Raw genomic sequence first — 23,513 nt, 5'->3', positions numbered from 1 at the left:
CGGCACCCATGAGCTGGCAGGACTACTCGCAACCTCCGCAGCCGCCGTACTACTACGGCGGCCCTCCGCCCACGCGGAGCAGCGGCACGGCCACGGCGGCGCTCGTCCTCGGCATCTGCGGCTTCTTCGTCTGCCCGCTGATCTGCTCGATCGCCGCGATCATCTGCGGCAACATCGCCCTGAACGAGATCGACCGCTCGGGTGGTCAGGTCACCGGCCGCGACCTGGCCAAGGCCGGCCTCATCCTCGGCTGGGTCGGCGTGGGCCTGTGCGTGCTGGGGCTGCTGGTGATCGCCGCGTTCGTCGTCTTCGGCGTCTGGGCCCTCGACGAGGGCTCGAACTACGAGTACGAGCTGGACACCCAGATCTCGATGCTCCGCGCCGCGCTAAATGCCTAGGCGGCCAGGTCCAGCTGCTCGCCGCCGGCGGCGGCGACCAACGCCTCGAACAGCCGCGGGTGCGGCTGGCCGGGCCGGTCGAGCGTCTCCGCGTGCCACTGGACGCCGAGCACGAAGTGCTCGCTCATGTCCTCGATCCCCTCGACCGTGCCGTCGGGCGCCCAGGCCACGGCGCGCAGCCCGCGGCCGAGCCGCTCGACCGCCTGGTGGTGGAACGTGTTCACCCACGGCGCGTCGGTGCCGAGGATCGCGGCCAGGCTCGAGCCGGGCTCGACGTGGACCGGGTGCGTCTCCTCCCAGCCGGGCGCGGTCTGGCGATGGTCGATCGAGTTGTCGGTGACCGCCGGCAAGTGCTGGTGCAACGTGCCGCCCCGCGCGACGTTGAGCGCCTGCGCCCCGCGGCAGATGCCGAAGATGGGTAGCCCCATCGCATCGGCCACCCTCGCCACCTCCAGCTCGAACACGTCGAGCGTCGGCTCCGTCGGGCCCAGGTCGGGCGAGGGCTTGGCGCCGTAGGCGGCGGGGTCGAGGTCCGGGCCGCCGCTCAGGCACACCGCCTGCAGGCAGCGCAGCAGCTCCGGTACGGCGTCCACGCCGAGCGGCGGCAGCACCACGGGCACTGCGCCCGCGCGTGCGAGCGCGCGCACGTACGGCATTCCCAACGCCATCTCGTGCTGCGGCGGCTCGCCCTCGCGCAGGGGTCGCGTGCGTTCCGCCCGCCGCACTTCCGAGGTGGTCACCCCGACCAGCGGTCTCCTCTGCATCGGCAAAACGGTACCCCGCAGGCCGGGCGGTAGAATCCCTACCTCCGGAATCGGTTTTCTTTCGTGAGCCCTCTCATCGACATCTGCCCGCTCGCCGAGCTCCCGCCCGGGAGCAAGCGCCTCGTGGAGCACGAGGACCTGGAGATCGGCGTGGTCAACTGCGCCGGCCAGATCTTCGCCATCGAGGATCGCTGCTCGCACGACGACGGCGAGCTGGTGGACGGTGAGCTGGACGAGACGGACTGCAGCATCGAATGCCCCCGGCACGGATCGAAGTTCGATCTGCGCACCGGAAAGCCCATGAACCTGCCTGCGTACGTGCCCGTCGACACCTTCCCGGTGGTCGTCGAGGACGGCGTGATTCGAGTGGAGGTCGACTGACCTGATGGCTACTCCCGAGGTGATCGCCGAGCAGCAGGCGCTGGTCGGCATCAACAGCGACTACAAGGAGAAGTTCGGGTTCCACGACCCGGAGACCGGCTACGCCTTCAAGGCCCCGAAGGGGCTCTCGAAGGAGCTGGTCATGCAGATCTCCGAGTTCAAGAACGAGCCGCAGTGGATGCGGGACTTCCGCCTGAAGGCGCTCGAGCACTTCCTGGAGCGGCCGCAGCCGACCTGGGGCTCGCCGATGCTGGCCGAGGTCGACTACGACGACATCCACTACTTCGTCCGCGCGTCCGAGAAGGCCTCGCGCACGTGGGACGACGTGCCCGAGGACATCAAGAACACGTTCGACCGCCTGGGCATCCCCGAGGCCGAGCGCAAGTTCCTCTCCGGCGTCGGCGCCCAGTACGAGTCCGAGGTCGTCTACCACCAGGTGCGCGAGGACCTCGAGAAGCAGGGCGTGATCTTCATGGACATGGACTCGGGGCTCCGTGAGCACGAGGACATCGTCCGCGAGTACTTCGCGTCGATCATCCCCGCCAACGACAACAAGCTCGCGGCGCTGAACTCCGCGGTCTGGTCGGGCGGGTCGTTCGTGTACGTCCCGAAGGGCGTCCACGTCGAGATGCCGCTGCAGGCCTACTTCCGGATCAACACCGAGAACATGGGCCAGTTCGAGCGGACGCTGATCATCGCCGACGAAGGCTCGTACGTGCACTACGTCGAGGGCTGCACCGCCCCGGTGTGGAGCTCGGACTCGCTGCACTCCGCCGTCGTCGAGCTGATCGCCAAGCCCGGCGCGCGCATCCGCTACACGACCGTCCAGAACTGGTCGCAGAACGTCTACAACCTCGTCACCAAGCGCGCGGTCGCCGAGACCGACGCGACGGTCGAGTGGGTCGACTGCAACCTCGGCTCCAAGCTGACGATGAAGTACCCGTCCGTCTATCTGACGGGCGAGCGCGCGCACGGCGAGGTGCTCTCGATCGCCTTCGCGGGCAAGGGTCAGCACCAGGACGCCGGCGCGAAGATCATCCACGCCGCGCCGAACACGACGTCGAACATCTTCGCCAAGTCGATTTCCAAGGACGGCGGCCGCAGCTCCTACCGCGGCCTGCTCGAGGTCGCCAAGGGCGCCTCGGGCTCGAAGTCCAAGGTCGTCTGCGACGCGCTGCTGCTCGACGAGGACTCGCGCTCGGACACGTACCCCACGATCCGCATCGGCGAGGACGACGTGGACGTCGGGCACGAGGCGTCGGTCTCGAAGATCGGCGAGGAGCAGCTCTTCTACCTGATGTCCCGCGGCATCCCCGAGGACGAGGCGGGCAAGTTGATCGTGAACGGCTTCATCGAGCCGATCGTCAAGGAGCTCCCGATGGAGTACGCGGTGGAGATGAACCGCCTCATCGAGCTCCAGATGGAGGGATCCATTGGCTGAGCTGGCCACCGTCCGCGAGCCCGAGTGGCTGAAGGCGCGCCGCAGCGATGCGGCGCACCGTGCCGCGCAGCTCGACGTCCCCCGCTTCAAGGGCAAGGCGGGCTGGGAGTTCACGGACATCTCCAAGCTGGACCTCGCGTCCTTCACCGCGGCCGAGCCGGGCGTCGGTGACGCGTCCGCGGTGGACCGCGTCGAGACGCTGCTCGAGGCGCCCGAGGGCGCGCATCACCTCGGGCAGGTCGACGGCCGCGTGATCGATGGCGGCGACGCGCCGGACGACCTGCTCGTCCTGCCGCTGACGCTCGCCTGCGAGACGCACGCCGACCTGGTCGAAGAGCACTTCGGCAAGGTCGTGGACACGCAGCAGGACGTCTTCACCGAGCTCAACGACGCGGGCTGGACCGGCGGCGCGTTCGTGTACGTCCCGCGGGGCGTGCGCGTCGAGCAGCCGATCGTCCTCACCGCGATCGCCGACGCCGAGAAGACCGCCCTGCACCGCCGCGTGCTGATCGTGGTCGAGGAGGGCGCCGAGGCCGAGGTCTGGGAGCAGCACCTCTCCGGCACGACCGACAACGAGACGCTGCTGACGTCGATCGTCGAGCTGCGCGTGGGCCAGAACGCCCGCCTGCGGTTCGTCGGCGCGCAGGACCTCAACGAGAAGACCTGGGTCTTCGGCTCCCAGCGGGCCGAGGTCGCCCGCGACGGCCACCTCGACTGGGTCACGGCCGGCTTCGGCTCGGCCAACGGCAAGGTGTTCACCGAGACGCTGCTCGCCGGTGAGGGCTCGCACGCCCGCGTGACCGGCGCCTACGCCCCGCACGCCCGCCAGCACGTGGACTTCCACACGCTGCAGGAGCACGGCGCGGCCAACACCACGTCCGACCTGGCCTTCCGCGGCATCCTCGCCGACCGGTCGAGCGCCGTCTGGCGCGGCATGATCAAGGTCGACCCGGGCGCCCAGCAGACCGACGCGTTCCAGGAGTGCCGCAACCTGCTGCTCTCCAAGAAGGCGCACGCGGACGCGATCCCCGGCCTGGAGATCCTCGCCAACGACGTGCGCTGCACGCACGCCGCGGCGATCGCCCAGATCGATCCCGAGCAGGTCTTCTACCTGAACTCGCGCGGCCTGGACGACGCCCTGTCGAAGCGCCTCGTGATCGAGGGCTTCATGGCCGAGCTCGTCGAGCGCTTCGAGATGGGGCCGATCCGCGACGCCATGACGACGGCGCTCGAGCGCCGTCTCTCAGTCCTGCTCGATTGAGACTGGCGTAGTACGCAGGCGTCGCCACGTAATGTGGCGGCATGAGTGAGACACGGGACCGGGTCGTACGCGCGCTGGCCGCCTACGACCCGGAGCTCGATCGAGCACATCTCGATCTGGGCGAGGAGGAGCGTGCTGATCTGCTCGCGCGGTTTCCGCGCGAGGCCTGGCCGGCGATGACGCTGGCCGAGTACGCCATCGGCCAAGACGACTCAACCGGCACGTACTGCTACCGGCTCGAGTTCGCGGCGGCGCACCTGGGGTCGATCCGGGGCGGCAACGCCAGCAAGCTGCTGATCTACAAGCGCAAGTCTGGAGACGGCTGGCACTTCGACGAAGCCGCCTTCGACTCAGTGGACGCCGCGTGGGAGCGCGTACGGCAGGACTTCGTCAGCGCGCTGGACAGCGCCGCTGAGAACAGCTGGCCACGTCTCGCCGACCTCGACGCGCTGCGCACCGGGCCCGCGCTCCTGGTCAAGACGCTGCACACGTACTTCCCGGACCGTGTTCTGCCGATCGCGTCCAGCGCCCACCTACGGCACTTCCTCGGCCTGCTGGACCGGGAGGAGGCCTCGAACCAGTCGCTGAGCGCGATCGAGCTCAACCTCGCGCTGCTGGAGGAGCTGCGGCGCATCAGCCCTGGCGGCAGCACCTTCAGGACGAACGAGTTCGAGCGCTTCCTCTACCGCTTCTTCTCGCCCGTGTCCGCGCCGACCTGGCTCAAGATCTCGCCTGGGCGCCAGGGGATGCACTGGGACGCGTTCCTCGCGGCGAACATCATGGCGGTCGGGTGGGAGGCGATCGGCGACCTGCGGGACTTCGGCAGCAAGGCCGAGTTCCGCGCCGCCTACGACGAGGCGTACGCCGATCCGGCCCACGTCCGGGCGCGCAAGGCGAACGCGCTCTGGCGCCTGACCGAGCTGCGGGCGGGGGACCGGATCGTCGCCAACCGCGGCAAGTCCAAGATCCTCGCCGTCGGCACCGTGGTCGAGCCGCTGTACGAGTACCAGCCGCAGCGGGAGTTCTACCGCCACGTCGTGCACGTCGAGTGGGACACCGGCTACGCGCGGGACATCCCGCCGCAGAACGGGTGGCTGAACACGATCGACAAGGTGACGGCCGCGCAACGGGCGCTCATCGAGGCGTCGGACGTCGGGCCCAAGCCCACCGTCGAAGTCGACCCGCTGTACACGTGGCTCGCGTCCGCGCTCGAGGCCAAGGGCCAGGTCGTGCTGTACGGCCCACCGGGGACGGGGAAGACGTTCCACGCCCGCCGCTTCGCGGCCTGGTGGCTGCGAGAGCGGGCGGGCCACGCCAAGCCGGAAGCCGCCTTCGCCGACAGCGAAGCCCTCGTCGCGGCCGAGCGCCAGCTCGCAGGCTCGGGCTTGGCCGAAACCGCGTGGCTGATCGTGGCCAACCCGAAGCAGTGGAGCTGGAGCGACCTCTTCAAGGACGGGAAGATCGACTTCGGCTACCGCCGACTCAAGCGCAACTACCCCAAGGTGCAAGTCGGCGACCTCGTCTTCGGGTACGAGTCGAGCCCGACCAAGCGGCTGGTCGCCCTGGCGCGTGTCAGCCGGGCGTTCGGCGTCGCGGAGGGCAAGGATGCACCGACGATCGACCTCGAGCCGCTGCACCCGATCGAGAACGGACCGACCTACGACGACATCGTCAGCGATGAGCTCCTTACCAGGTCCGAAGCGGTGTTCAACGGATTTCAGGGCACGCTGTTCGCGCTCTCGGGCGCGGAGACCCAACGGCTGTCGACGCTGGTCGGACAGGCCGACGCCTCCACGATCGAGTACCTGGAGGAGGGCGACCAGATCGGGCAGCTGACCTTCACGACCTTCCATCCGTCCTACGGCTACGAGGACTTCGTCGAGGGCTTTCGGCCGGTTCCCGACGCGAGCGGCGAGCTCGCCCTGCAGCTGGAGGACGGCGTCTTCAAGCGCGTCTGCCTCGCGGCGTTGGCCGACCCCGGACGCCCGTACCTGCTCGTCATCGACGAGATCAACCGCGCGAACGTCGCCAAGGTCCTGGGCGAGCTGATCACGTTGCTCGAGGTGGACAAGCGCGGCCTGCAGGTCACGCTGCCGCAGAGCAAGGAGCGCTTCGTGGTGCCGCCGAACGTGTACCTGCTCGGAACGATGAACACCGCGGATCGATCGATCACGCTCATGGACGTCGCGCTCCGGCGGCGGTTCGCGTTCATCGAGCTGATGCCGCGCCCGGACCAACTCGAGCAGGCGGTAGGCACGCTCAAGCTCGAGGACTTCCTCGCGGGGCTCAACCGGGAGGTGGCACGCGTCGCTGGTCGCGAGAAGCAGATCGGCCATGCGTACCTGATGCCCGGCGGCCAGCCGGTGGAGGAGGCGGCCGACTTCGCCCGGATCTTCCGCCTGGAGATCCTGCCGCTGCTGCAGGAGTACTGCTACGAGGAATACGGGCAGCTCCAGCAGGTCCTCGGACCCGAGCTCGTGGACGTCGACGCCCAGGGCTTCAAGGAAGACGTCCTCGAAGACCCCGACGCCCTCGTGCAAGCGCTCGCCGGACGCTTCTCCGCGAGCGCGGCGGAGTCCGACGAGCCCTCATGACCGACGCGGCGGTCGAGATCCCCGAGTGGCACACGCGTGTGCTGCCCGGCGTCGCGCTCGACGATGATGACCGCCGGCTGTGCGAGCGGTTGACCAGCTCGCGGCGGCTGATCGTCGATGAGCTCGTCAGCGGTCTGCGCGTGACCGCGCGCTCGTGGGTCGGCGTCGTCCAGCTCAGCGGCGTCCGGCTGCATGTCGTTCCGAAGCTCGCCGGCGAGCACCTCGGCGTCGTGCGGATGGTCGACTGGGCCAGCGGGCTCAACGCCCTCAAGGCGCTCGACGCCGAGCACGATCTCAAGCTCGAGGGCGCGAACCTGCTGGATCTCGTGGCGCTGCTGCTGGTGCGCGCCGCCGAGCGGATCACGCGGGCGGGGGTGCGCACGGCCTACGTCGAGCGCGAGGACACGCTCGGGGCGCTGCGGGGACGGCTGCTCTTCGAGCGCCAGCTACGCCGGCAGCACGGTCGCGTCGACCGGCTGGAATGCCGCTTCGACGAGCGGTCGGCCGACATCTTCGACAACCAGCTTCTCCTCGCCGCCGCGCAGCGGTGTGCGGAGCGGGTCCGGGACGCCGGCGTGCGGCGGCGAGCCAGGCGCCTGCGGCTGCTCCTCTCGGACGTGTGTGACGCGTCCGCCGTCGCGCTGCCGAAGCGCAAGGTTCACTACGACCGTCTCAACCAGCGATACGCGGCGGCGCACGAGCTGGCGTGGCTGGTGCTGGAGGGCAGCGAAGGCCTGGACGACCTCTACCGGGGCGGCGCGACGCGCAGCTTCGCGTTCCTGCTCGACATGAACCGCGTCTTCGAGACGTTCGTCGAGCGGCTGCTCGGCGAGGCCCTGGGCACCGTGGACTTCCAGAGGCAGACGGGCAGCGTCGTACGCCGCGCGGACGGCCGCGCCTACCTGAAGCTCATCCCGGACGCAGTCGCGCGGGTCGGCGCGCCTGCGGTGGCCATCCCGATCGACGCCAAGTACAAGCGCTATTCGGCGAAAGGGCTCAGCCGCGACGATGTCGCGCAGACCTTCCTGTACGCGATGGGGCTGGGCGCCAAGGAGCAGCCGCACGCGCTGATCATCTACCCCGCCGAGGGTGCCGCGCTGGAGCGCACGCCACTCGTCGTCCGCCACAGCGATCGCACGTTGCGGGCGAGCGTTACCGCGATCGGCGTCCCGGTGGTGAAGGTGCTGGAGGAGGTCGAGACCGAGGCGCGCCCGCTGGTCGACGCGCTGCGGGAGGTCGTGCTCAACGCTCGGTGCTCCGCGTGATCCCCTCGGCGATCGCCCGCATCCGCTCGATCAGCTCCGGCGGCCCGTGGACCTCGTACGGCTCCGGGATCATCGCGATCCGCATCGCGAGCCAGTCGAGGTGGTCGTCGTTGGTGCGGAGCTCGCAGCGGGTGTCGTCGATCGGCGTGATGTCGCCGAGCCAGCGGCGGCCCTGCAGCGTCTCGGCGGACGCGTGCACGGTCACGCGCGCCTCGTAGCGCGACGGGTAGTTGCGCAGGCTCTGCTGGACGTAGCTGGCCGCGTCCGGGGCGGGGAGCGTGCGCGGGTGGAAGCGGGTGCCGATCGGCTGGACCTTCTCGATCCGGTCCACGCGGAACGTGCGCCAGTCCGAGCGCCCGCAGTCCCAGGCCACGAGGTACCAGCGGCGGCCCGCGTTCACGAGCGAGTGGGGTTCGGCCTCGCGCTTGCTCGGCGCCTGGTCGCGCGCGGTGTAGCTGAAGCGCACGCGCTCGGTGTCGCGGACCGCCGCGGCGAGCGCCGTCAGGCATTGCGGGTCCACGGTCGGGCCGCCCGCGTAGACCTGGAGCGTCTGGGTCGCGCGCTGGAGCGCTTGCACGCGCCGGCGCAGGTGCGTGGGGAGGACCTGCTCGAGCTTGACGAGCGCGCGGACGGCGGTCTCCTCGATGCCCATGACCGAGCTGCCGGCGGCGGTGCGCAGGGACACGGCGATCGCGATCGCCTCGTCGTCGTCGAGCAGGAGCGGCGGCATCGCCGTGCCCGCGCGGAGCTGGTAGCCGCCGGCCGGGCCGGTCATCGACTCGACGGGGTAGCCGAGCGTCCGGAGCCGCTCGACGTCGCGGCGGATCGTGCGCGGGGACACCTCCAGGCGGTCGGCCAGCTCCATGCCCGGCCAGTCGCGACGGCCCTGCAGCAACGACAGCAACGTCAGGAGCCGGCTGGACGTGGTCTCGCTCACGCGCACAGGATGGCCGCGGTTGCGGACACCATGTGTCCGCAAGGGGTGCGGCTAGCACGAGTCTTGCCGATTGCGGACAGAACCTGACCGCAGCCGTCGAGAGGCTGCCTGCATGCGAAACGAAGACCTGGCGATCAGCGCGCACGGCCTCGTGAAGTCCTTCGGCGACGTCCGTGCCCTGGACGGCGTCGACCTCGAGGCGGCGCCCGGCACCGTGCTGGGCGTGCTCGGCCCGAACGGCGCCGGGAAGACCACCTCCGTCCGCGTCCTCACGACGCTGCTCGAGCCGGACGGCGGTGAGGCGCGCGTCGCCGGGCTCGACGTGGTCAAGGACGCGGCGCGGCTGCGCTCGCGGATCGGGCTCGCCGGCCAGTACGCGGCGGTCGACGAGAACCTGACCGGGATCGAGAACCTGACGATGGTCGGGCGGCTGTACGGGAACCGGCGCGCGGCGGCGAAGCGGCGGGCGGTCGAGCTGCTCGAGCGCTTCTCGCTGAGCGACGCCGGCGGGCGGCCGGCGAAGACCTACTCCGGCGGCATGCGGCGGCGCCTGGACCTGGCGGCGGCGCTCGTGGCGAGCCCGCCCGTGCTGTTCCTCGACGAGCCGACGACCGGCCTGGATCCGCGGTCGCGGATCGAGCTGTGGGAGGCGATCGAGGAGCTCGTCGGGGACGGCACGACCGTGCTGCTGACCACCCAGTACCTCGAGGAGGCCGACCGGCTCGCGGACCGGATCGCGGTCGTCGACCACGGGCACGTGATCGCCGAGGGCACCGCGGACGAGCTCAAGAGCCGCGTCGGCGGCGTGCGCGTCGAGGTGACGCTCACGCACGAGGCGGCCGCCTTCGCGGCGACGAGCGCGCTCGAGTGCATGAGCGACGAGCCCGTGCACACCGACGGCGCGCTCGTCGTCGTGCAGGTCGCGGAGCGCTCCGGCGCGATCATGGAGGCCGCGCGGCGGCTGAGCCAGGCGGGGGTGGGCGCGGAGGACATCGCGGTCCGCCGCCCGACGCTCGACGACGTGTTCCTCACGCTGACCGGCCACGCGGCCGCCGACGAGGAAGCCACCGTCGAGGCCGAGCGCGAGTTGGTGACGGCATGAGCGGGCGGCTGACGCGCGACACGCTCACGCTCGCGGAGCGCAACCTGATCCGGCTCCCGCGCAACCCGGACATGCTGCTGGCCTTCACGGTGCAGCCGATCATGTTCGTGCTGCTGTTCGCGTTCGTCTTCGGCGGCGCGATCGAGACGCCCGGCTTCTCCGACTACATCGACTTCCTGATCCCGGGGATGATCGTCCAGCAGATCGCGTTCGGCGGCTTCACGACCGCGCTCGGGCTGGCCGAGGACATGACGAAGGGCCTGATCGACCGCTTCCGCTCGCTGCCGACGGCACGCGCCTCGGTGCTCGCCGGCCGCACGCTCGCGGACGTCGCGACGAACCTGCTGTCGGTGGCGATCCTGCTGACGACGGGCTTCGTGATCGGGTTCCGCTTCGACGCGGCCGTGCCCGAGATCCTCGGAGGGATCGCACTGCTGCTGCTGTTCGGCTACGCGTTCAGCTGGATCTTCGCCGTGATCGGCATGAGCGTGTCCTCGCCGGAAGCGGCGAACGGCGTCGGCTTCATCCTCGTGTTCCCGATCACGTTCATCAGCTCCGCGTTCGTGCCGGTCGAGTCGATGCCGGCGGGGCTGCAGCAGGTGGCGGAGGTCAACCCGGTGTCCACGATGGTCGATGCGCTGCGCGCGTTGTGGCTCGGCGGAGACATGGGCAACAGCCTGTGGCTGAGCGTCGTCTGGTGCATCGTGCTGATCGCGCTGTTCGCCCCGCTCGCGGTGCGCAAGTACCGCCTCAGCGCTTCGGCGTAGCGCGGTACCGCTTGCCGGCGCGCACGACGACGGTCTTCTTCTTGACGGCGTCACGCACCGTGACGGCGCCCTGGGTGACCTTCGTCAGCGTGCCGGCGCAGGAGTCCTGCACGAGCCAGCGCGTGCCGCGCACCGTGGCGGCGCTGTACTTGCCGGCCGTGCGGAACGCGCCCTTGCCGTTCCCCCACAGCTTGCGCGATCTGGCCTTCTTCTTCGCCGCCGACGCGCGCTTGCACGGTGCGAGCGGCTCGGTGAGCGTGAGCACCGTGACACGGCCGACACGGCTGAGCGTGAAGATCCCGTCGGAGAACTCGGCCTCGCCGCCGCTGCCGTCGCGGATGACGACCGTGCCCTGCTTGGCGTCCACGGTCGACCCGAGCGGGACGCCCGCCGCCGGGTCCAGTTCCACGTAGCGGCTGGAGCCGGGGACCTTGACCTTGACGGTGCCCTCCGCGGGGCGCGCGTTGGGGGTCGGCGTCGGGGTGGCGATCACCGTGGGGACCGCCGTCGGCTCCGGGCTCGGCGACGGCGTGGGCGTCGGGGTGGGTGTGGGGGTGGGCGTCGGCTCGACGACCGGGGCGCCCGAGGCGACCTCCGGCACGTCGGACGTGGTGCTCGCGGTCATGGGCGCGAGCAGCGCCGGCGCGGTGATCCCCGGGAAGCTGATCCGCAGCACGTCGCCCGGGTTCACGAACGCGGTCGAGTACAGGCCGCAGGTGACGTTCACGCCCGCCGGCGACCCGCACGAGCCGACGTCGACCCCGCGCGTGAGGTCGCGGACGATGCCGTTGGTCGTGCCGGAGAACGCGGTGCCGGCGGGGAACGTCAGCCGGATCCGGCTGCCCGCGTCGGCGGACAGCCCGCCGGTGGCCGAGGTGACGAGCCCGACCTCCGCGGGCGAGCCGAACCGCAGCGCGACGCCGGTCAGCGCGCCCCCGCCGAGCACGACGAAGGGCGTGGAGGCGACGGCCGGGAGGTCGCTCGTGGTGGTGACCGACACGCTTTGCGCTCCGGCGGGGCCGTTCGTGAGCCCGCGCAGCGTCAGCTCGAGCTCGGCGCCGGGGTTCACGAACCCGGTCGAGTAGAACCCGCACCGCGCGACGCCGTCGACGGGCACCGCGCAGCTGCCGACGTCGAGCCGGCGGGTGACGTCGCGGATCGTCCCGCCCTGCCAGCCGCTCGTGCCGGTGCCCGGGGGAACGGTGACCGCGATCCGGCTGCCCGCGTCGGCCGAGAGGCCGCCGGTGCCGGAGACGCTGAACCGGATCACGTGCCGGGTGAGCGCGCCCGCGGCCGGGGACGGGTCGGCGATCGTCACCGTCGGCGTCGACACGCTCCCGCCCGTGACGACGCTCGCGGCGATGGAAGACACGGCGGGCAGGTCGGTCGTGGTCGACACGGACACGGTCTTCGCCCCGACGTCGCCGTTGGTCAGCCCGCGCAGCGTGAGCTGCAGCTCGTCGCCGGCGTCGACGTATCCGCTCGAGTAGAACCCGCAGTCGGACACGCCGCCGGCGGGCCGGGCGCACGAGCCGACGTCGACCCCGCGCGTGACGTCGCGGATCGTCCCGGTCTGCCAGCCGTCCGCGCCCGTTCCCGGTGGGAGCGTGACCGCGATCCGGCTGTTGGCCTCGGCCGACAGGCCACCGGTGACCGTGAAGCCGATCACGTAGCGGGTCACCGCGCCCGCCGCCGCCGACGGGGAGCCGATCGCCAGCGTCGGCTCGGACACCGGGCCACCGGCGACGATCGCGAACGGGTCCGAGGACGTCGTGACCGGCTCGGCCGTCGTGCTCACGCCGACCCCGCGCACGCCGACCGTGGACGGGTTCGTCAGGCCACGCAGCGTGGCCGTCAGGCGCGCGCCGGCCGCGGCCGACTGCCCGCTGAAGAACGTGCAGGTCGAGATCAGGACCGCGTTCGGCCGCACGCAGCCGCCGACGTCGACGCCGCGGGTCTCGTCGCGGAGCGTGCCGGTCTGCCAGCCATCGGTGCCGAGGTCGCCGGGCAGCGTCACGCGGACGCTGTCGGCGCCGCCGAGGCCGGCGGTGATCGTGAAGCCGACGCGGTACACGGTCCGCGCACCGGCCGCGGCCGACGGCCGGGTGTTGTCGACCGTGAGGTCGGTCACCGCCGCGGCGGCGGGTGCGGCGAGGAGCAGCGTGAGGAGAGCGACGAGCGTGGGGAGGCGCACGACGGCCGACCCTAATCGGGCGCCGGTGCGCCTTCCTCGGCCGTTGGGAGGATCCGCGTCCTCCTTAGGGATGACCGCCCTAGGTAGCGAGCATGCCGCCGTCGACCGGGAGGACGATCCCGGTGACGTACGAGGACGCGTCGCTGGCGAGGAACACGAGCGCGGCCGTCAGCTCCTCCGGCTCCCCGGGGCGACCGGCGGGCAGCCGCGCCTGCTGGGACTCGAGGTAGCCGTCCGGGTACTGCTCGGTCATCTCGCTCGGGAAGAAGCCCGGGGCGATCGCGTTCACGCGGATGCCCTTGCGGCCCGTCCACTGCACGGCGAGATCGCGCGTGAGGCCGATGATCGCGGCCTTGCTCGAGCTGTAGGCGGCCTGGGGCAGCCCGGCCGTGGTGGAGCCGAGCACGGAGCCGATGTTGACGATGCTCGAGCCGGGCGCCATCACGCGCGCACACGCCTGCGCCATCCAGTAGGAGCCGTTGAGGTTGACGTCGATCACCTGCCGGAACTGCTCGGGCGTCTCACGCGTGGCGGGTACGGCGGTGCCGACGCCCGCGTTGTTGACGAGCACGTCGACCCGGCCGAGCGCGGCCACGGTCTCCTCGACCACGCGCGTGCAGTCCTCGGGCGCGGACACGTCGGCGGTCACCGCGACGCAGCGGCGGCCGAGCGCCTCGACGGCGCGCCGGGTCTGCTCGAGCTTCTCGGCGCGGCGGGCGCAGATCGCGATGTCCGCGCCGGCCTCCGCGAGCCCCGTCGCGAACGCGGCGCCGAGCCCGGAGGACGCGCCGGTGATCAGCGCCACCTTGCCGTCGAGCTGGAAGCGCTCGAGCAGCGTCACGTGGTCTCACCCTGCACGACGGTGGGCTCGGTCTCGATGACGGGCTCCGCGACCGTCTCCCCTTCGACCTGCGCGTGCAACGCACGGGCGATCCGGCCCGGGTTGTCGGGGCCGCCGAAGCGGATCGTTGTGAGGCGCGGGTGCGAGAGCCGCGCGGCCGGGCTGTCGTCGGAGCCGATCAGCGCGACGCCGTCCGGCAGTGCCTCGCGCGCCCCGAGCGCCAGCTCGTCGTTGAACGCGTAGACGCCGGTCGGCTCGCTCTTCAGCCCGCGCTGCAGCTCGTCGGCGGGCACGTGCGTGAGCGTCACGCCGAGGCGCTCGGCCGCGGTCTGCGCGCCTGCCAGGCGCACGTCGCCGAGGTCCCCGAGCTGCGGGTCCAGGGGCGTGAGCGCGAGCACGCGCGTGTGGCCGCGCTCGGCCAGGTGCTCGATCGCCACCTCGCCGATCCGGCCCTGGTTGAGGATGAACGTCGGCACGCCGGCGACGGGCGCGCGGCTCAGCAGCACGAAGCCGCGCGTGCCGTTGCCGCGCAGCGCCTCGATCCGCTCGGGCGGGAGGTCACCGGCGGGCGCGATCAGGCCGACCGGGCGTACGCGATCGCACGCCTTCGCCAGGCCGTCCGGGCCGGAGGCGTGGATGAAGTGGACGAGCGGGGTGTAGCCGAGCCGGTCGAGCTCGGCGACGCACGCGCTCAGGAACGCGCCGAGCACGGGGCCGAGCGGCCAGTTCGGCAGCGCGAAGATGACCACCGAGGTGCGGCCCGCGCGCAGCGCCGAGGCCATCGCGTTGGGCGTGTAGCCCAGCGTGCGGGCGGCCTCCAGGACCCGCTGGCGCGTCTCGTCCGACACCCGCGCGTCGACGCCGTTGAGCACGTAGCTGACGGTCGCGCGGCTCACGCCCGCCGCGGCCGCGACGTCCGCGCTGGTTACGTTTGGTCGCCCCACGAATGCCTGATCCTAGGGAAATCGATTCCTTGTAGGGTCGGCTCATGCCGACCAGCCTTGCCCAGCTGCTGACCGAGACGGCGAGCGCGCACGCCGAACGGGCGGCGCTCAAGCTCGATGACACCGTCGTCAACTACGCCGTGCTCAACGAGGGTGCCACGCGCATCGCGGGTCTGCTTAAAGCGAGGGGCGTGCAGCCCGGCGACCGCGTCGGGATCATGCTCCCGAACGTCCCCTACTTCGGGGTCGTCTACTACGGGATCCTGCGCGCGGGCGGCGTCGTCGTGCCGATGAACGTGCTCCTGAAGGGGCGTGAAGTGGCGTTCTACCTGCGCGACAGCGGGGCGAAGCTGCTGTTCGCCTGGCACGACTTCGGCGAGGCCGCGTCGACCGGTGCCCAAGAGGCCGGCGCCGAGCTGGTCTCGGTCAAGCCGGGCGAGTTCGAGCAGCTGGTGATGGAGGCGCCGCGCGCGCCGGAGGACGAGCCGCGCGAGAGCACGGACACCGCCGTGATCCTCTACACGAGCGGCACGACGGGCACGCCGAAGGGCGCCGAGCTCACGCACGAGAACCTGATCCTCAACTGCAGCGTGACCGCGAAGACCCTGATCGACGTGTCCGAGGAGGACGTGGTGCTGGGCGCGCTGCCCCTGTTCCACTCATTCGGGCAGACGTGCGGGCTCAACGCGGCGGTCGCGCACGGCGCGTGCCTGACGCTGATCCCGCGCTTCGAGCCGGTCAAGGCGCTCGAGATCATCGCCCGCGACAAGGTCACGGTGCTCGAGGGCGTCCCGACGATGTACCACGCGATGCTCAACGCGCCCGGCCACGAGGAGGCCGACACGTCGTCGCTGCGCGTGTGCGTGAGCGGCGGCTCGGCGATGCCGGTCGAGGTGATGAAACGCTTCGAGCAGACGTTCGACTGCATCATCCTCGAGGGCTACGGGCTGAGCGAGACGTCGCCCGTCGCCTCCTTCAACCATCCCGACAAGCCGCGCAAGCCGGGCTCGATCGGTACGCCGATCAAGGGCGTGGAGATGCAGGTCGTCGACGAGGACGACCACGAGGTCGCGCAGGGCGAGGTCGGCGAGATCGTCATCCGCGGGCACAACGTGATGAAGGGCTACTGGGGCCGCGAGGACGCGACCGAGGAGGTCATGCGCGGCGGCTGGTTCCACTCCGGCGACATGGCCACGCAGGACGAAGACGGCTACTTCTTCATCGTCGACCGCAAGAAGGACATGATCATCCGCGGCGGGTACAACGTCTACCCGCGCGAGATCGAGGAGGTCCTCTACGAGCACCCGGCCGTCTCCGAGGTCGCGGTCATCGGCGTCGCCGACGACTCGCTCGGCGAGGAGGTGGCCGCGATGGTCGTCCTCAAGGACGGCGCGGCGGCGACCGAGGACGACATCCGCGACTACGTCAAGGATCGCGTCGCGGCCTACAAGTACCCGCGCCAGATCTGGTTCTCGGACGAGCTCCCCAAGGGGCCGACGGGCAAGATCCTCAAGCGCGAGATCCAAGCACCGAGCGAGACCGAGGCCTAACGCTTCCGGGCGAGCGTGACGCCGTCGGAGAGCCCGAGGAGCACCGACTCCACGCGCTCGTCGGCGGCGACCCGCTCGTTGAGCGCGGCCATCGTCCGCGCCCGCTCGTCCTGCGGGTCCAGCACCCGCTGGCCGAGCAGCGTGTTGTCCAGGACGAGCAGCCCGCCCGGTCGCATCCGCGGCACGAGCGCGTCGTAGTACGCGGGGTAGCCGGTCTTGTCGGCGTCGACGTAGGCGATGTCGATGTGCGGCTCGTCGGGCAGCTGTGCGAGGTTCTCCTCCGCCGGGCCGAGCGTGATGCGCACACGATCCGTGAGCCCGGCGGCGTCGAGGTTGCGCTGCGCGATCGCGGCGAGCTCCTCGCTCACCTCGAAGCAGGTGAGCGTCCCGCCCTCCGCGAGTCCGCGCGCGATGCAGATCGCGCCGTAGCCGGTGAACGTGCCCACCTCGACCGCGACCTTCGCGTCCAGCGTGCGGGTCAGGATCGTCAGCAGCGCGGCCTGGTCGGGGCGCGAGAGCATCCCCGCGTTCGGCAGCAGGCGGGTCTCGCGCTCGACGCGGGCGAGTACCTCGTCCTGGCCGGCGAAGCGCGTCAGGTAGTCGCTCAGTTCGGGATCGCGTGGCATGCGCCCCATGATCGCACGACGAAACGTCCGCTATTTGCGAGCTTCTTGACCAGGCGGAGGGGGCGAAACCGTCCGGGATCCGCCTCAATGCACGAGAGGGCAACGGACAGGATGGGCTGAACGGTGACAGCGTTGGGCGAGCGCGGGCCGGGGGCGGCAGGACGCGCACGGAGAGTGGAAGCGATGGTCGGCCGGCACGGGCCGGCGCTCGTGCGCGTCGCGAACCAGTTCTCGCTCTGCCACGACGACGCGCTCGACGCCTACCAGCGCGCGCTGGAGATCTACCTGCGGCGGTTCGAGACCGTGGACGTGGCGACCGAAGGCGCGTGGATGCGCGTCGTCGTCAAGCACGAGGCGATGGCGATCCGCAAGGCGCGCGCGGCGTCGGTGGACGCGCAGGACACCGACTTCGACGCGAACGAGGCGCACGGGCTGCGCGAAGTGGCCGACGCGGTCGCGGGCGAGGAGCGCGTCGGGCGGTCCGTGGAGGCGCTGAAGGCGCTCAAGCCCGACGAGGCGCGGGCGCTGCTGCTCAAGGCCGAAGGGCTCTCCTACGACGAGATCGGTCGCCGCTTCGGCTGGTCGTACACGAAGGTGAACCGGTCGATCGCCGAGGGGCGCAAGCGGTTCCTGAACGTATTCAGCGAGATCGAGTCCGGAGCGGCGTGCGCCGCGCACCAGGACACGCTCGACGCCCTCGCGCGCGGGAAGGCGACGAGCGTGCAGATGGTGTCGATCCGGCCGCACCTGCGGCACTGCGCGTCCTGCCGGGCGACCGTGCGGCAGATGCGGTTCTCGCGCACGCGCCGGATCGCGCTGCTCGCGCCGTTCGGGTGGATCACCCGCGTGCTCGCGCGGCCCGAGGTCGGCAACACGGTCTACGCGGCGTCCAACGGCGGCGGGCGGCTCGGGCCGGCCGCGGCGTTGGTCGGGCTGTGCCTGAGCGGTGCCGGCGCGGGAGCGGCGTGCATGGTCACCGGCGCGCTGCCGGCACCCGCGATCCTCGCGGCGGCGGACAAGGCCGAGCCGACGCCGACGCCGACGCCCGAGCCGAAGACGCCGGAGCGCAAGCGCGAGCGCACACGGCCGGCCGCCCCCGAGAACGAGCCGCCGGCGCGCACGTACGCCGCGGTCGCCACCCCGACGCCGCCGCCCGCGACGCCGAAGGCACGCCGGGTCAAGGTGAAGGTCACGACGCCCAAGACGGTCACGCGCAAGCGCAAGCCGACCGAGTTCGGGTTCGAGCAGAAGGCGCCCACGGCGCCGGCTCCGGACACGGGCACCGGAGGCGTGAACGCGAGCGCCGCGAGCGTCGGCTCCACGCCGCGCTCGACGGGCGGCGGAGGCGGCGGCAAGGCCGCGCCGACCAAGGAGTTCAGCTTCGAGGGGAGCTAGGCTGCCCCGCGTCTTTGGCGAGAGGAGCCTTGTGAGCGACGTGATCGCCGGTCTGCGGCGTGACCTGGAAGAGCGGTTGAAGGACATCGAGCGCGAGCTGGCCGAGCACGAGCCGCTGCTGCGCGAGCGCGAGCAGATCGAGACGGCGCTCGCCCAGCCGCCGTTCGCGTCCGACGCGCCCGTCCGGCCCACCGCGAAGCGGGCGCCCGCCGCGCGCAAGCCGGCGGCCAAACGTGCGCCGCGCGGCGCGAACCGCGAGGCGATCCTGAAGGCCGTCGACGAGCGGCCCGGCGCGAGCGCGTCGGAGATCGCCGACGTCGCGAAGATCGCGCGGCCCGTGACGTACAACACGCTCGCGAAGCTCGTGGAGCAGGGCCGGTTGGAGAAGACCGACCTGCCCGGCGGGCAGACCGGTTACAAGCCCGCGACCCCGGCTGAGCCCGAGCCGGGCCTATAGTCGAATTCATGACGCCTACGGCGACGACATCTGAGATCAAGGACTCCCTTCTGGAGACGGTCGGCGAGACGCCGCTCGTCCGGCTGAGCCGCTTCGCGCAGGGGTGTGCTCCCCAGGTCGTGGCCAAGGTCGAGTACTTCAACCCCGGCGGCTCCATCAAGGACCGCGTAGCCATGCAGATGGTCGCGGCCGCCGAGGCCGACGGCCGTCTGCGGCCCGGCGGCACCATCATCGAGCCGACCTCCGGCAACACGGGCGCCGGCCTGGCGGTCGCTGCACGTCTGAAGGGCTACCGCGTGATCGCGGTCATGCCCGACAAGATGTCGCGCGAGAAGATCGACCTGCTGCGCGCGTACGGCGCCGAGGTCGTGGTCTGCCCGACCGACGTCGACCCGTCCTCGCCGCAGTCCTACTACCGGGTCGCCGAGCGCCTCACGCGGGAGATCCCGGGTGCGTTCCAGCCCAACCAGTACGCCAACCCGGCCAACCCGGAGGCGCACTACCTGAGCACCGGGCCGGAGCTGTGGCGCCAGTCGGGCGGGAAGATCACGCACTTCGTGGCCGGCGTCGGCACGGGCGGCACGATCACCGGCACCGCTCGCTACCTGAAGGAGCAGAACCCGAAGATCGAGGTCATCGGCGCTGACCCGGTCGGCTCGATCTACTCCAACGAGGAGGTCCACCCGTACCTCGTCGAGGGCGTGGGCGAGGACTTCTGGCCGTCGACCTACGACCCGTCGCTGGTCGACCGCTACGTCACCGTGTCCGACCGCGACTCGTTCCTGACCACGCGCCGCCTGGCCGAGACCGAGGGCCTGCTCGTCGGCGGCTCGTGCGGCCTGGCCGCCCACGCGGCCCTCGAGGTCGCCCGCTCGATCACGGACCCGAACGCGATGGTCGCCGTGATCCTGCCCGACGGTGGTCGTGGCTACCTGTCGAAGATCTTCAACGACGAGTGGATGACCCAGCACGGCTTCCTCGAGCGCGGTGCCGACCGCACCGTGGGCGACGTGCTCAAGCTCAAGACGCGCGCGGGGGAGATCCCGCCCTTCGTCGTCGTGCAGACGCACCAGACCGTCCGCGACGCGATCACGCTGCTGCACGAGCACCGCGTCTCGCAGCTGCCGGTCGTCTCCGCGGACGACCCGTACACGGTGGTCGGCGGCGTCGGCGAGCGTGGCCTGCTGAAGGCGGCCATGAACGACGCGGCCGTGATGGCCGCGCCGATCGAGAACGTGATGGAGGACGCGTTCGCGGGCGTCTCCACCGACGATCCGGTGCGCGAGGCGGTCGAGCTGCTCACGGGCGACACGCAGGCGCTGATCGTGTCCGAGCACGGCCGTCCCGTCGGCATCGTCACGCGCACCGACCTGTTGGAGTCGCTGGTCGCATGAGCGAGTACCGCTTCGCCACGAAGGCCGTCCACGCGGGCCTCGAGCCCGAGCCGACGTACGGCGGCGTCGTGCCGCCGATCCACCAGGCCTCCACCTACGTGCAGAAGGCCGTCGGCGACTTCGTCGAGGACTTCGACTACTCGCGCTCGGCGAACCCGACGCGGGCCGCGCTCGAGCGCGCGATCGGCGAGCTCGAGGGCGGGTTCGGCTCGTGCTTCTCGTCCGGCATGGCCGCCGAGCACGCCCTGATCACCGCGGTCTGCGACGCCGGCGACCACGTCGTCATCCCGGACGACCTCTACGGCGGCACGTTCCGGCTCGTCGACAAGGTGCTCAAGCGCTGGGGCCTCGAGTACACGATGGTCGACCAGACGAACCTCGACCTCGTGTCGGCGTCGATCCGGCCCGAGACGAAGCTCGTCTGGGTCGAGACGCCGACGAACCCGACGCTGAAGGTGATCGACGTGCCGGGGATCGTCGAGCGCGCCGGCGGCGCGTTCGTCGCCGTGGACAACACGTTCGCGACGCCCGTCTACCAGCGCCCGCTGGAGCTGGGCGCCGACGCCGTCGTGCACTCCGCGACCAAGTACCTCGGCGGGCACTCGGACAGCGTGTCCGGCGCGGTCGTGGTCAAGGACGAGGAGCGGCACAAGGCCGTGCGCTTCGTGCAGAACTCGATCGGCGCCGTGCCCGGCCCGCTCGACTGCTTCCTCGTGCACCGCGGCCTGCGGACGCTGCACCTGCGGATGGCCGCGCACACCGAGAACGCGCGCGTCGTGTCCGAGTGGCTGAGCGAGGTCGAGGGCGTGACCGACGTCCGCTGGCCCGGCTTCTCCGGCATGGTCTCGTTCCGGCACCCGGATGCGGTGGCGCTGGTCTCGCGCACCAAGGTGTTCTCGCTGGCGGAGTCGCTGGGCGGCGTCGAGTCGCTGATCGAGGTCCCGCAGGCGATGACGCACGGCTCGGTCGAGGGCTCGGCCGCCGCCGTGCCGGCCGACCTCGTGCGCCTCTCGTGCGGCGTCGAGGCGGCCGAGGACCTCGTGGCCGACCTGGAACAGGCCCTCAAGTCGTGATCGAGACCCGCCGATGTGAACGTCGGTGGGTTTCCTTACGTCATCCCGACGCGATCGGCGCCATCCTAGGCTGATGCGCCGCGTCGCCATCGTCGCCACGGCCGCCGGGCTGTTCACGCTCGGCGGCGGCTACCTCGCGCTCGGCGCCGCCGGGCAGGAGGAGCCGGCAGTGCGCACGGCGGCGCCGGTGACGTCCCCGATGGTCGCGGTCGCGACGCCGACCGCGACGGTCTCGCTGCCGCCGCTGCCGGAGTCCCGCGCGAAGACGGTCGCCCCGGTCGCCGGAGCGCCGTCGAGCACGGCCGAGCCGGCGCCGGACGCCGGGCTGACCGGCACGACGAGCGACGCCAAGCCCACCATCGAGGCATCCTCGGCCGCGCGCAGCGCCAAGCCGGCGGCCGCGGGTGGCGGGCGCAGCGCCGTCGACAAGGCGGTCGCGATCGGTGGTGGCGTCGCGTTGCCGCCGCTCGAGGCGCCCGAGGCCGTCAAGAAGATGATCGAGGCCGGCAACGGCATCGCACGCACCCCGTACAAGTGGGGCGGCGGGCACGGCAAGTGGCAGGACACGGGCTACGACTGCTCGGGCTCGGTCTCGTTCGTCCTGGCGGCCGCCGGGCTGCTGTCCGGGCCGCTCGCGAGCGGGCCGCTGATGTCCTGGGGCGAGCCCGGCAAGGGCAAGTGGGTCACGATCTGGACGAACCAGGGCCACGTCTTCCTCGAGGTCGCGGGCATCCGTTTCGACACCTCCGCCCAGCGGGTCACCGGCTCGCGCTGGATCAACGAGATGCGCTCGACGGACGGCTTCGTCGCGCGTCACCCCGCCGGTCTTTAGGTCCTTTTAGGCGGCCTGGGGTGTCCACCCCATGTCACCCGAATGGGGGAGGGTCGACTACCCCGAGAGCAAGCCCGTTGTTCTCGTTTGGAGCCGTCTGATGTCCCGCTTCGTGCACGCCCACGCCCCCCTGCTCGACCTGCCTGAAGAGGTCTTGGCCGAGGTGGACGATGCCTTCGAGCGGGCGCAGGACCTGGTCGCCGACGAGCTCGAGCTGCACTTCGACGTCTCCGTCAGCGGCCGCGTGCGGGGCGAGCTGCGTGCCGCCGAGAGCGGCGAGCTCGTCTCGCGCCTGTCCGCCGCGGAGGCGTTGGCGCTGGCGTGCGGCGACGTGCGCGTGGCGGTTGCCGCTTAGCTCTGGCGAGGGTCGGGCAAGATGTATGCCCGTATGCCATCGCTTCTGAAAGAGCTCCTGGACATCGCCACCGAGGCCGGTCGCAAGGCCGCCGAGGTCGTCGGCCGGCTCGCGCGCGACGAGCAGGACACGACCGTCCCGTCGCCTGATCCGAAGGCGGAGCCGGAGGCCTCCCCTTCGCCGGAAGCGGTGGGTGCTCCGAAGATGGGCGCGCCCGCCGCGCCCAAGTCCGCCACCGCGCGCAAGGCCAAGCCCAAGGCCAGAGCGGCGAAGCCGAAGCCTTCGGGCCGGGGCGCCGTCGCCAAGGCGGGGCCGAACACCGAGCCCGTGGCGACGGCGAACGCCGCCGCGGCCACGCCGACCGAGGCCGCCGTCCCGACCGGCACGACGAAGCCGGCGCCACGCGCGAAGACCAAGCCCGCGGCCGCGAAGCCGGTCGTGAAGAAGCCGGTGGCGAAGAAGCCGGCGGCGGCGAAGAAGGTCGCGGCGCTCAAGCCCGAGCCGCCCAAGCAGCCGGCGGCCAAGAAGCCCGCGCCGGCGTCCCCGGCGCTGCCGGCGACGGCCAAGAAGCCCGCCCCGAGCAAGAAGCCGGCGGCGAAGAAGCCCGCTCCGCCCGCGACGGCCAAGGCGGCCGCGAAGGCCGGGGCGTACCCCGGCACGGCGAAGGGTGGCTCGTCGGCCGAGCCCAAGACGTCGGGCACGACGCCGCTGCTGCCGCCGGAGCTCGAGGCCAAGAAGAAGCCCGCGGCGGCCAAGAAGAAGCCGGCGGCGGCGAAGAAGGCGCCGGTCCGGTCCGCGGTCGAGAACCCGGTCACGAAGGCCGCGCCGGGGCAGACCTCACCGGCGATCGCCAAGCCCGAGGCCAAGCCCGGGCCGGCCTCCGACGAGTCGTAGACGGGCTTGCAGGCGCGCGCGCAGGCCTCGCGCGCGCCGCCCAGCCTG

Annotated in this window: 22 protein-coding genes; 16 read left to right on the top strand and 6 right to left on the bottom strand. The window is 71.5% G+C overall.

Annotation, left to right across the window (positions count from 1 at the left end):
• Positions 1-8: 8 nt before the first annotated feature.
• Positions 9-398, top strand: coding sequence for a DUF4190 domain-containing protein (locus C8N24_RS06365; protein WP_121249106.1), 390 nt, complete (start codon positions 9-11; stop codon positions 396-398).
• Here C8N24_RS06365 and C8N24_RS06360 read toward each other — a convergent pair.
• Positions 395-1,162: a gamma-glutamyl-gamma-aminobutyrate hydrolase family protein gene (locus tag C8N24_RS06360; protein WP_121249104.1), complete on the bottom strand. Its 768-nt coding sequence runs from the start codon at positions 1,160-1,162 to the stop codon at positions 395-397. The two genes, C8N24_RS06365 and C8N24_RS06360, sit on opposite strands and share 4 nt — an antisense overlap.
• Before the next feature lie 63 nt (positions 1,163-1,225).
• Between C8N24_RS06360 and C8N24_RS06355 the strand changes: the two genes are divergently transcribed.
• The 5 genes from C8N24_RS06355 to C8N24_RS06335 are packed head-to-tail and all read left to right on the top strand — an operon-like array spanning position 1,226 to position 8,104.
• A complete protein-coding gene (locus C8N24_RS06355; protein ID WP_121249101.1) occupies positions 1,226-1,543 on the top strand; it encodes a non-heme iron oxygenase ferredoxin subunit in 318 nt (105 codons plus the stop codon).
• 4 nt (positions 1,544-1,547) lie between these two features.
• Positions 1,548-2,984 (top strand): Fe-S cluster assembly protein SufB, encoded by a 1,437-nt coding sequence (gene sufB / locus C8N24_RS06350; protein ID WP_121249099.1) that lies wholly within the window; start codon positions 1,548-1,550, stop codon positions 2,982-2,984.
• On the top strand, positions 2,977-4,245 hold the full coding sequence (sufD, locus tag C8N24_RS06345) for a Fe-S cluster assembly protein SufD (RefSeq protein WP_245971777.1): 1,269 nt from the start codon (positions 2,977-2,979) through the stop codon (positions 4,243-4,245). Before sufB ends, sufD begins: the two co-directional genes overlap by 8 nt.
• 41 nt (positions 4,246-4,286) lie before the next feature.
• On the top strand, positions 4,287-6,839 hold the full coding sequence (locus C8N24_RS34595) for an AAA family ATPase (protein WP_211339857.1): 2,553 nt from the start codon (positions 4,287-4,289) through the stop codon (positions 6,837-6,839).
• Entirely contained in the window at positions 6,836-8,104 is a 1,269-nt protein-coding gene (locus C8N24_RS06335; protein ID WP_121249097.1) for an McrC family protein, read from the top strand. Before C8N24_RS34595 ends, C8N24_RS06335 begins: the two co-directional genes overlap by 4 nt.
• On the opposite strand, the gene C8N24_RS06330 is transcribed toward C8N24_RS06335, so the two are convergent.
• On the bottom strand, positions 8,082-9,041 hold the full coding sequence (locus C8N24_RS06330; protein ID WP_121252977.1) for a helix-turn-helix transcriptional regulator: 960 nt from the start codon (positions 9,039-9,041) through the stop codon (positions 8,082-8,084). The two genes, C8N24_RS06335 and C8N24_RS06330, sit on opposite strands and share 23 nt — an antisense overlap.
• Positions 9,042-9,153: 112 nt before the next feature.
• Here C8N24_RS06330 and C8N24_RS06325 point away from each other — a divergent pair, with 112 nt between their 5' ends.
• Entirely contained in the window at positions 9,154-10,143 is a 990-nt protein-coding gene (locus tag C8N24_RS06325; RefSeq protein ID WP_121249095.1) for an ATP-binding cassette domain-containing protein, read from the top strand.
• Entirely contained in the window at positions 10,140-10,910 is a 771-nt protein-coding gene (locus C8N24_RS06320; RefSeq protein WP_121249093.1) for an ABC transporter permease, read from the top strand. Before C8N24_RS06325 ends, C8N24_RS06320 begins: the two co-directional genes overlap by 4 nt.
• On the opposite strand, the gene C8N24_RS06315 is transcribed toward C8N24_RS06320, so the two are convergent.
• From C8N24_RS06315 to C8N24_RS06305, 3 genes are all read right to left on the bottom strand, one after another.
• A complete protein-coding gene (locus tag C8N24_RS06315) occupies positions 10,894-13,104 on the bottom strand; it encodes a hypothetical protein (RefSeq protein WP_121249091.1) in 2,211 nt (736 codons plus the stop codon). The genes C8N24_RS06320 and C8N24_RS06315 overlap by 17 nt on opposite strands.
• 79 nt (positions 13,105-13,183) lie before the next feature.
• On the bottom strand, positions 13,184-13,945 hold the full coding sequence (locus C8N24_RS06310) for an SDR family NAD(P)-dependent oxidoreductase (RefSeq protein WP_121249089.1): 762 nt from the start codon (positions 13,943-13,945) through the stop codon (positions 13,184-13,186).
• Positions 13,942-14,889, bottom strand: a complete 948-nt coding sequence (locus tag C8N24_RS06305) for a LacI family DNA-binding transcriptional regulator (protein WP_121249087.1) — start codon at positions 14,887-14,889, stop codon at positions 13,942-13,944. The genes C8N24_RS06310 and C8N24_RS06305 overlap by 4 nt, the downstream gene beginning before the upstream one ends.
• Positions 14,890-14,933: 44 nt before the next feature.
• Here C8N24_RS06305 and C8N24_RS06300 point away from each other — a divergent pair, with 44 nt between their 5' ends.
• Positions 14,934-16,439 (top strand): long-chain-fatty-acid--CoA ligase, encoded by a 1,506-nt coding sequence (locus C8N24_RS06300; protein WP_121249085.1) that lies wholly within the window; start codon positions 14,934-14,936, stop codon positions 16,437-16,439.
• On the opposite strand, the gene C8N24_RS06295 is transcribed toward C8N24_RS06300, so the two are convergent.
• On the bottom strand, positions 16,436-17,065 hold the full coding sequence (locus tag C8N24_RS06295; RefSeq protein WP_211339856.1) for an O-methyltransferase: 630 nt from the start codon (positions 17,063-17,065) through the stop codon (positions 16,436-16,438). The two genes, C8N24_RS06300 and C8N24_RS06295, sit on opposite strands and share 4 nt — an antisense overlap.
• 183 nt (positions 17,066-17,248) lie before the next feature.
• Here C8N24_RS06295 and C8N24_RS06290 point away from each other — a divergent pair, with 183 nt between their 5' ends.
• The 7 genes from C8N24_RS06290 (at position 17,249) to C8N24_RS06260 (ending at position 23,465) form a co-directional block, all read left to right on the top strand.
• The gene (locus tag C8N24_RS06290) at positions 17,249-18,460 is read left to right on the top strand and encodes a sigma-70 family RNA polymerase sigma factor (protein ID WP_147447660.1); all 1,212 of its coding nucleotides are present in this window, start codon (positions 17,249-17,251) and stop codon (positions 18,458-18,460) included.
• Between the two features lie 31 nt (positions 18,461-18,491).
• The gene (locus C8N24_RS06285) at positions 18,492-18,917 is read left to right on the top strand and encodes a helix-turn-helix domain-containing protein (protein WP_121249079.1); all 426 of its coding nucleotides are present in this window, start codon (positions 18,492-18,494) and stop codon (positions 18,915-18,917) included.
• 8 nt (positions 18,918-18,925) lie between these two features.
• Positions 18,926-20,311 (top strand): cystathionine beta-synthase, encoded by a 1,386-nt coding sequence (locus C8N24_RS06280; RefSeq protein ID WP_121249077.1) that lies wholly within the window; start codon positions 18,926-18,928, stop codon positions 20,309-20,311.
• On the top strand, positions 20,308-21,384 hold the full coding sequence (locus tag C8N24_RS06275) for a trans-sulfuration enzyme family protein (RefSeq protein ID WP_121249075.1): 1,077 nt from the start codon (positions 20,308-20,310) through the stop codon (positions 21,382-21,384). The genes C8N24_RS06280 and C8N24_RS06275 overlap by 4 nt, the downstream gene beginning before the upstream one ends.
• A 73-nt stretch (positions 21,385-21,457) precedes the next feature.
• Positions 21,458-22,216 (top strand): NlpC/P60 family protein, encoded by a 759-nt coding sequence (locus C8N24_RS06270; RefSeq protein WP_121249073.1) that lies wholly within the window; start codon positions 21,458-21,460, stop codon positions 22,214-22,216.
• A gap of 100 nt (positions 22,217-22,316) precedes the next feature.
• Positions 22,317-22,571, top strand: coding sequence for a hypothetical protein (locus tag C8N24_RS06265; protein WP_121249071.1), 255 nt, complete (start codon positions 22,317-22,319; stop codon positions 22,569-22,571).
• 33 nt (positions 22,572-22,604) lie between these two features.
• Positions 22,605-23,465, top strand: a complete 861-nt coding sequence (locus C8N24_RS06260) for a hypothetical protein (protein ID WP_121249069.1) — start codon at positions 22,605-22,607, stop codon at positions 23,463-23,465.
• Positions 23,466-23,513: the final 48 nt, after the last annotated feature.

The organism is Solirubrobacter pauli, assembly GCF_003633755.1.
GTDB classification, from domain to species: Bacteria; Actinomycetota; Thermoleophilia; order Solirubrobacterales; family Solirubrobacteraceae; genus Solirubrobacter; species Solirubrobacter pauli.
The sequence above is the reverse complement of the archived record's forward strand: the minus strand, read 5'-3'. Positions and strand labels throughout refer to the sequence as shown.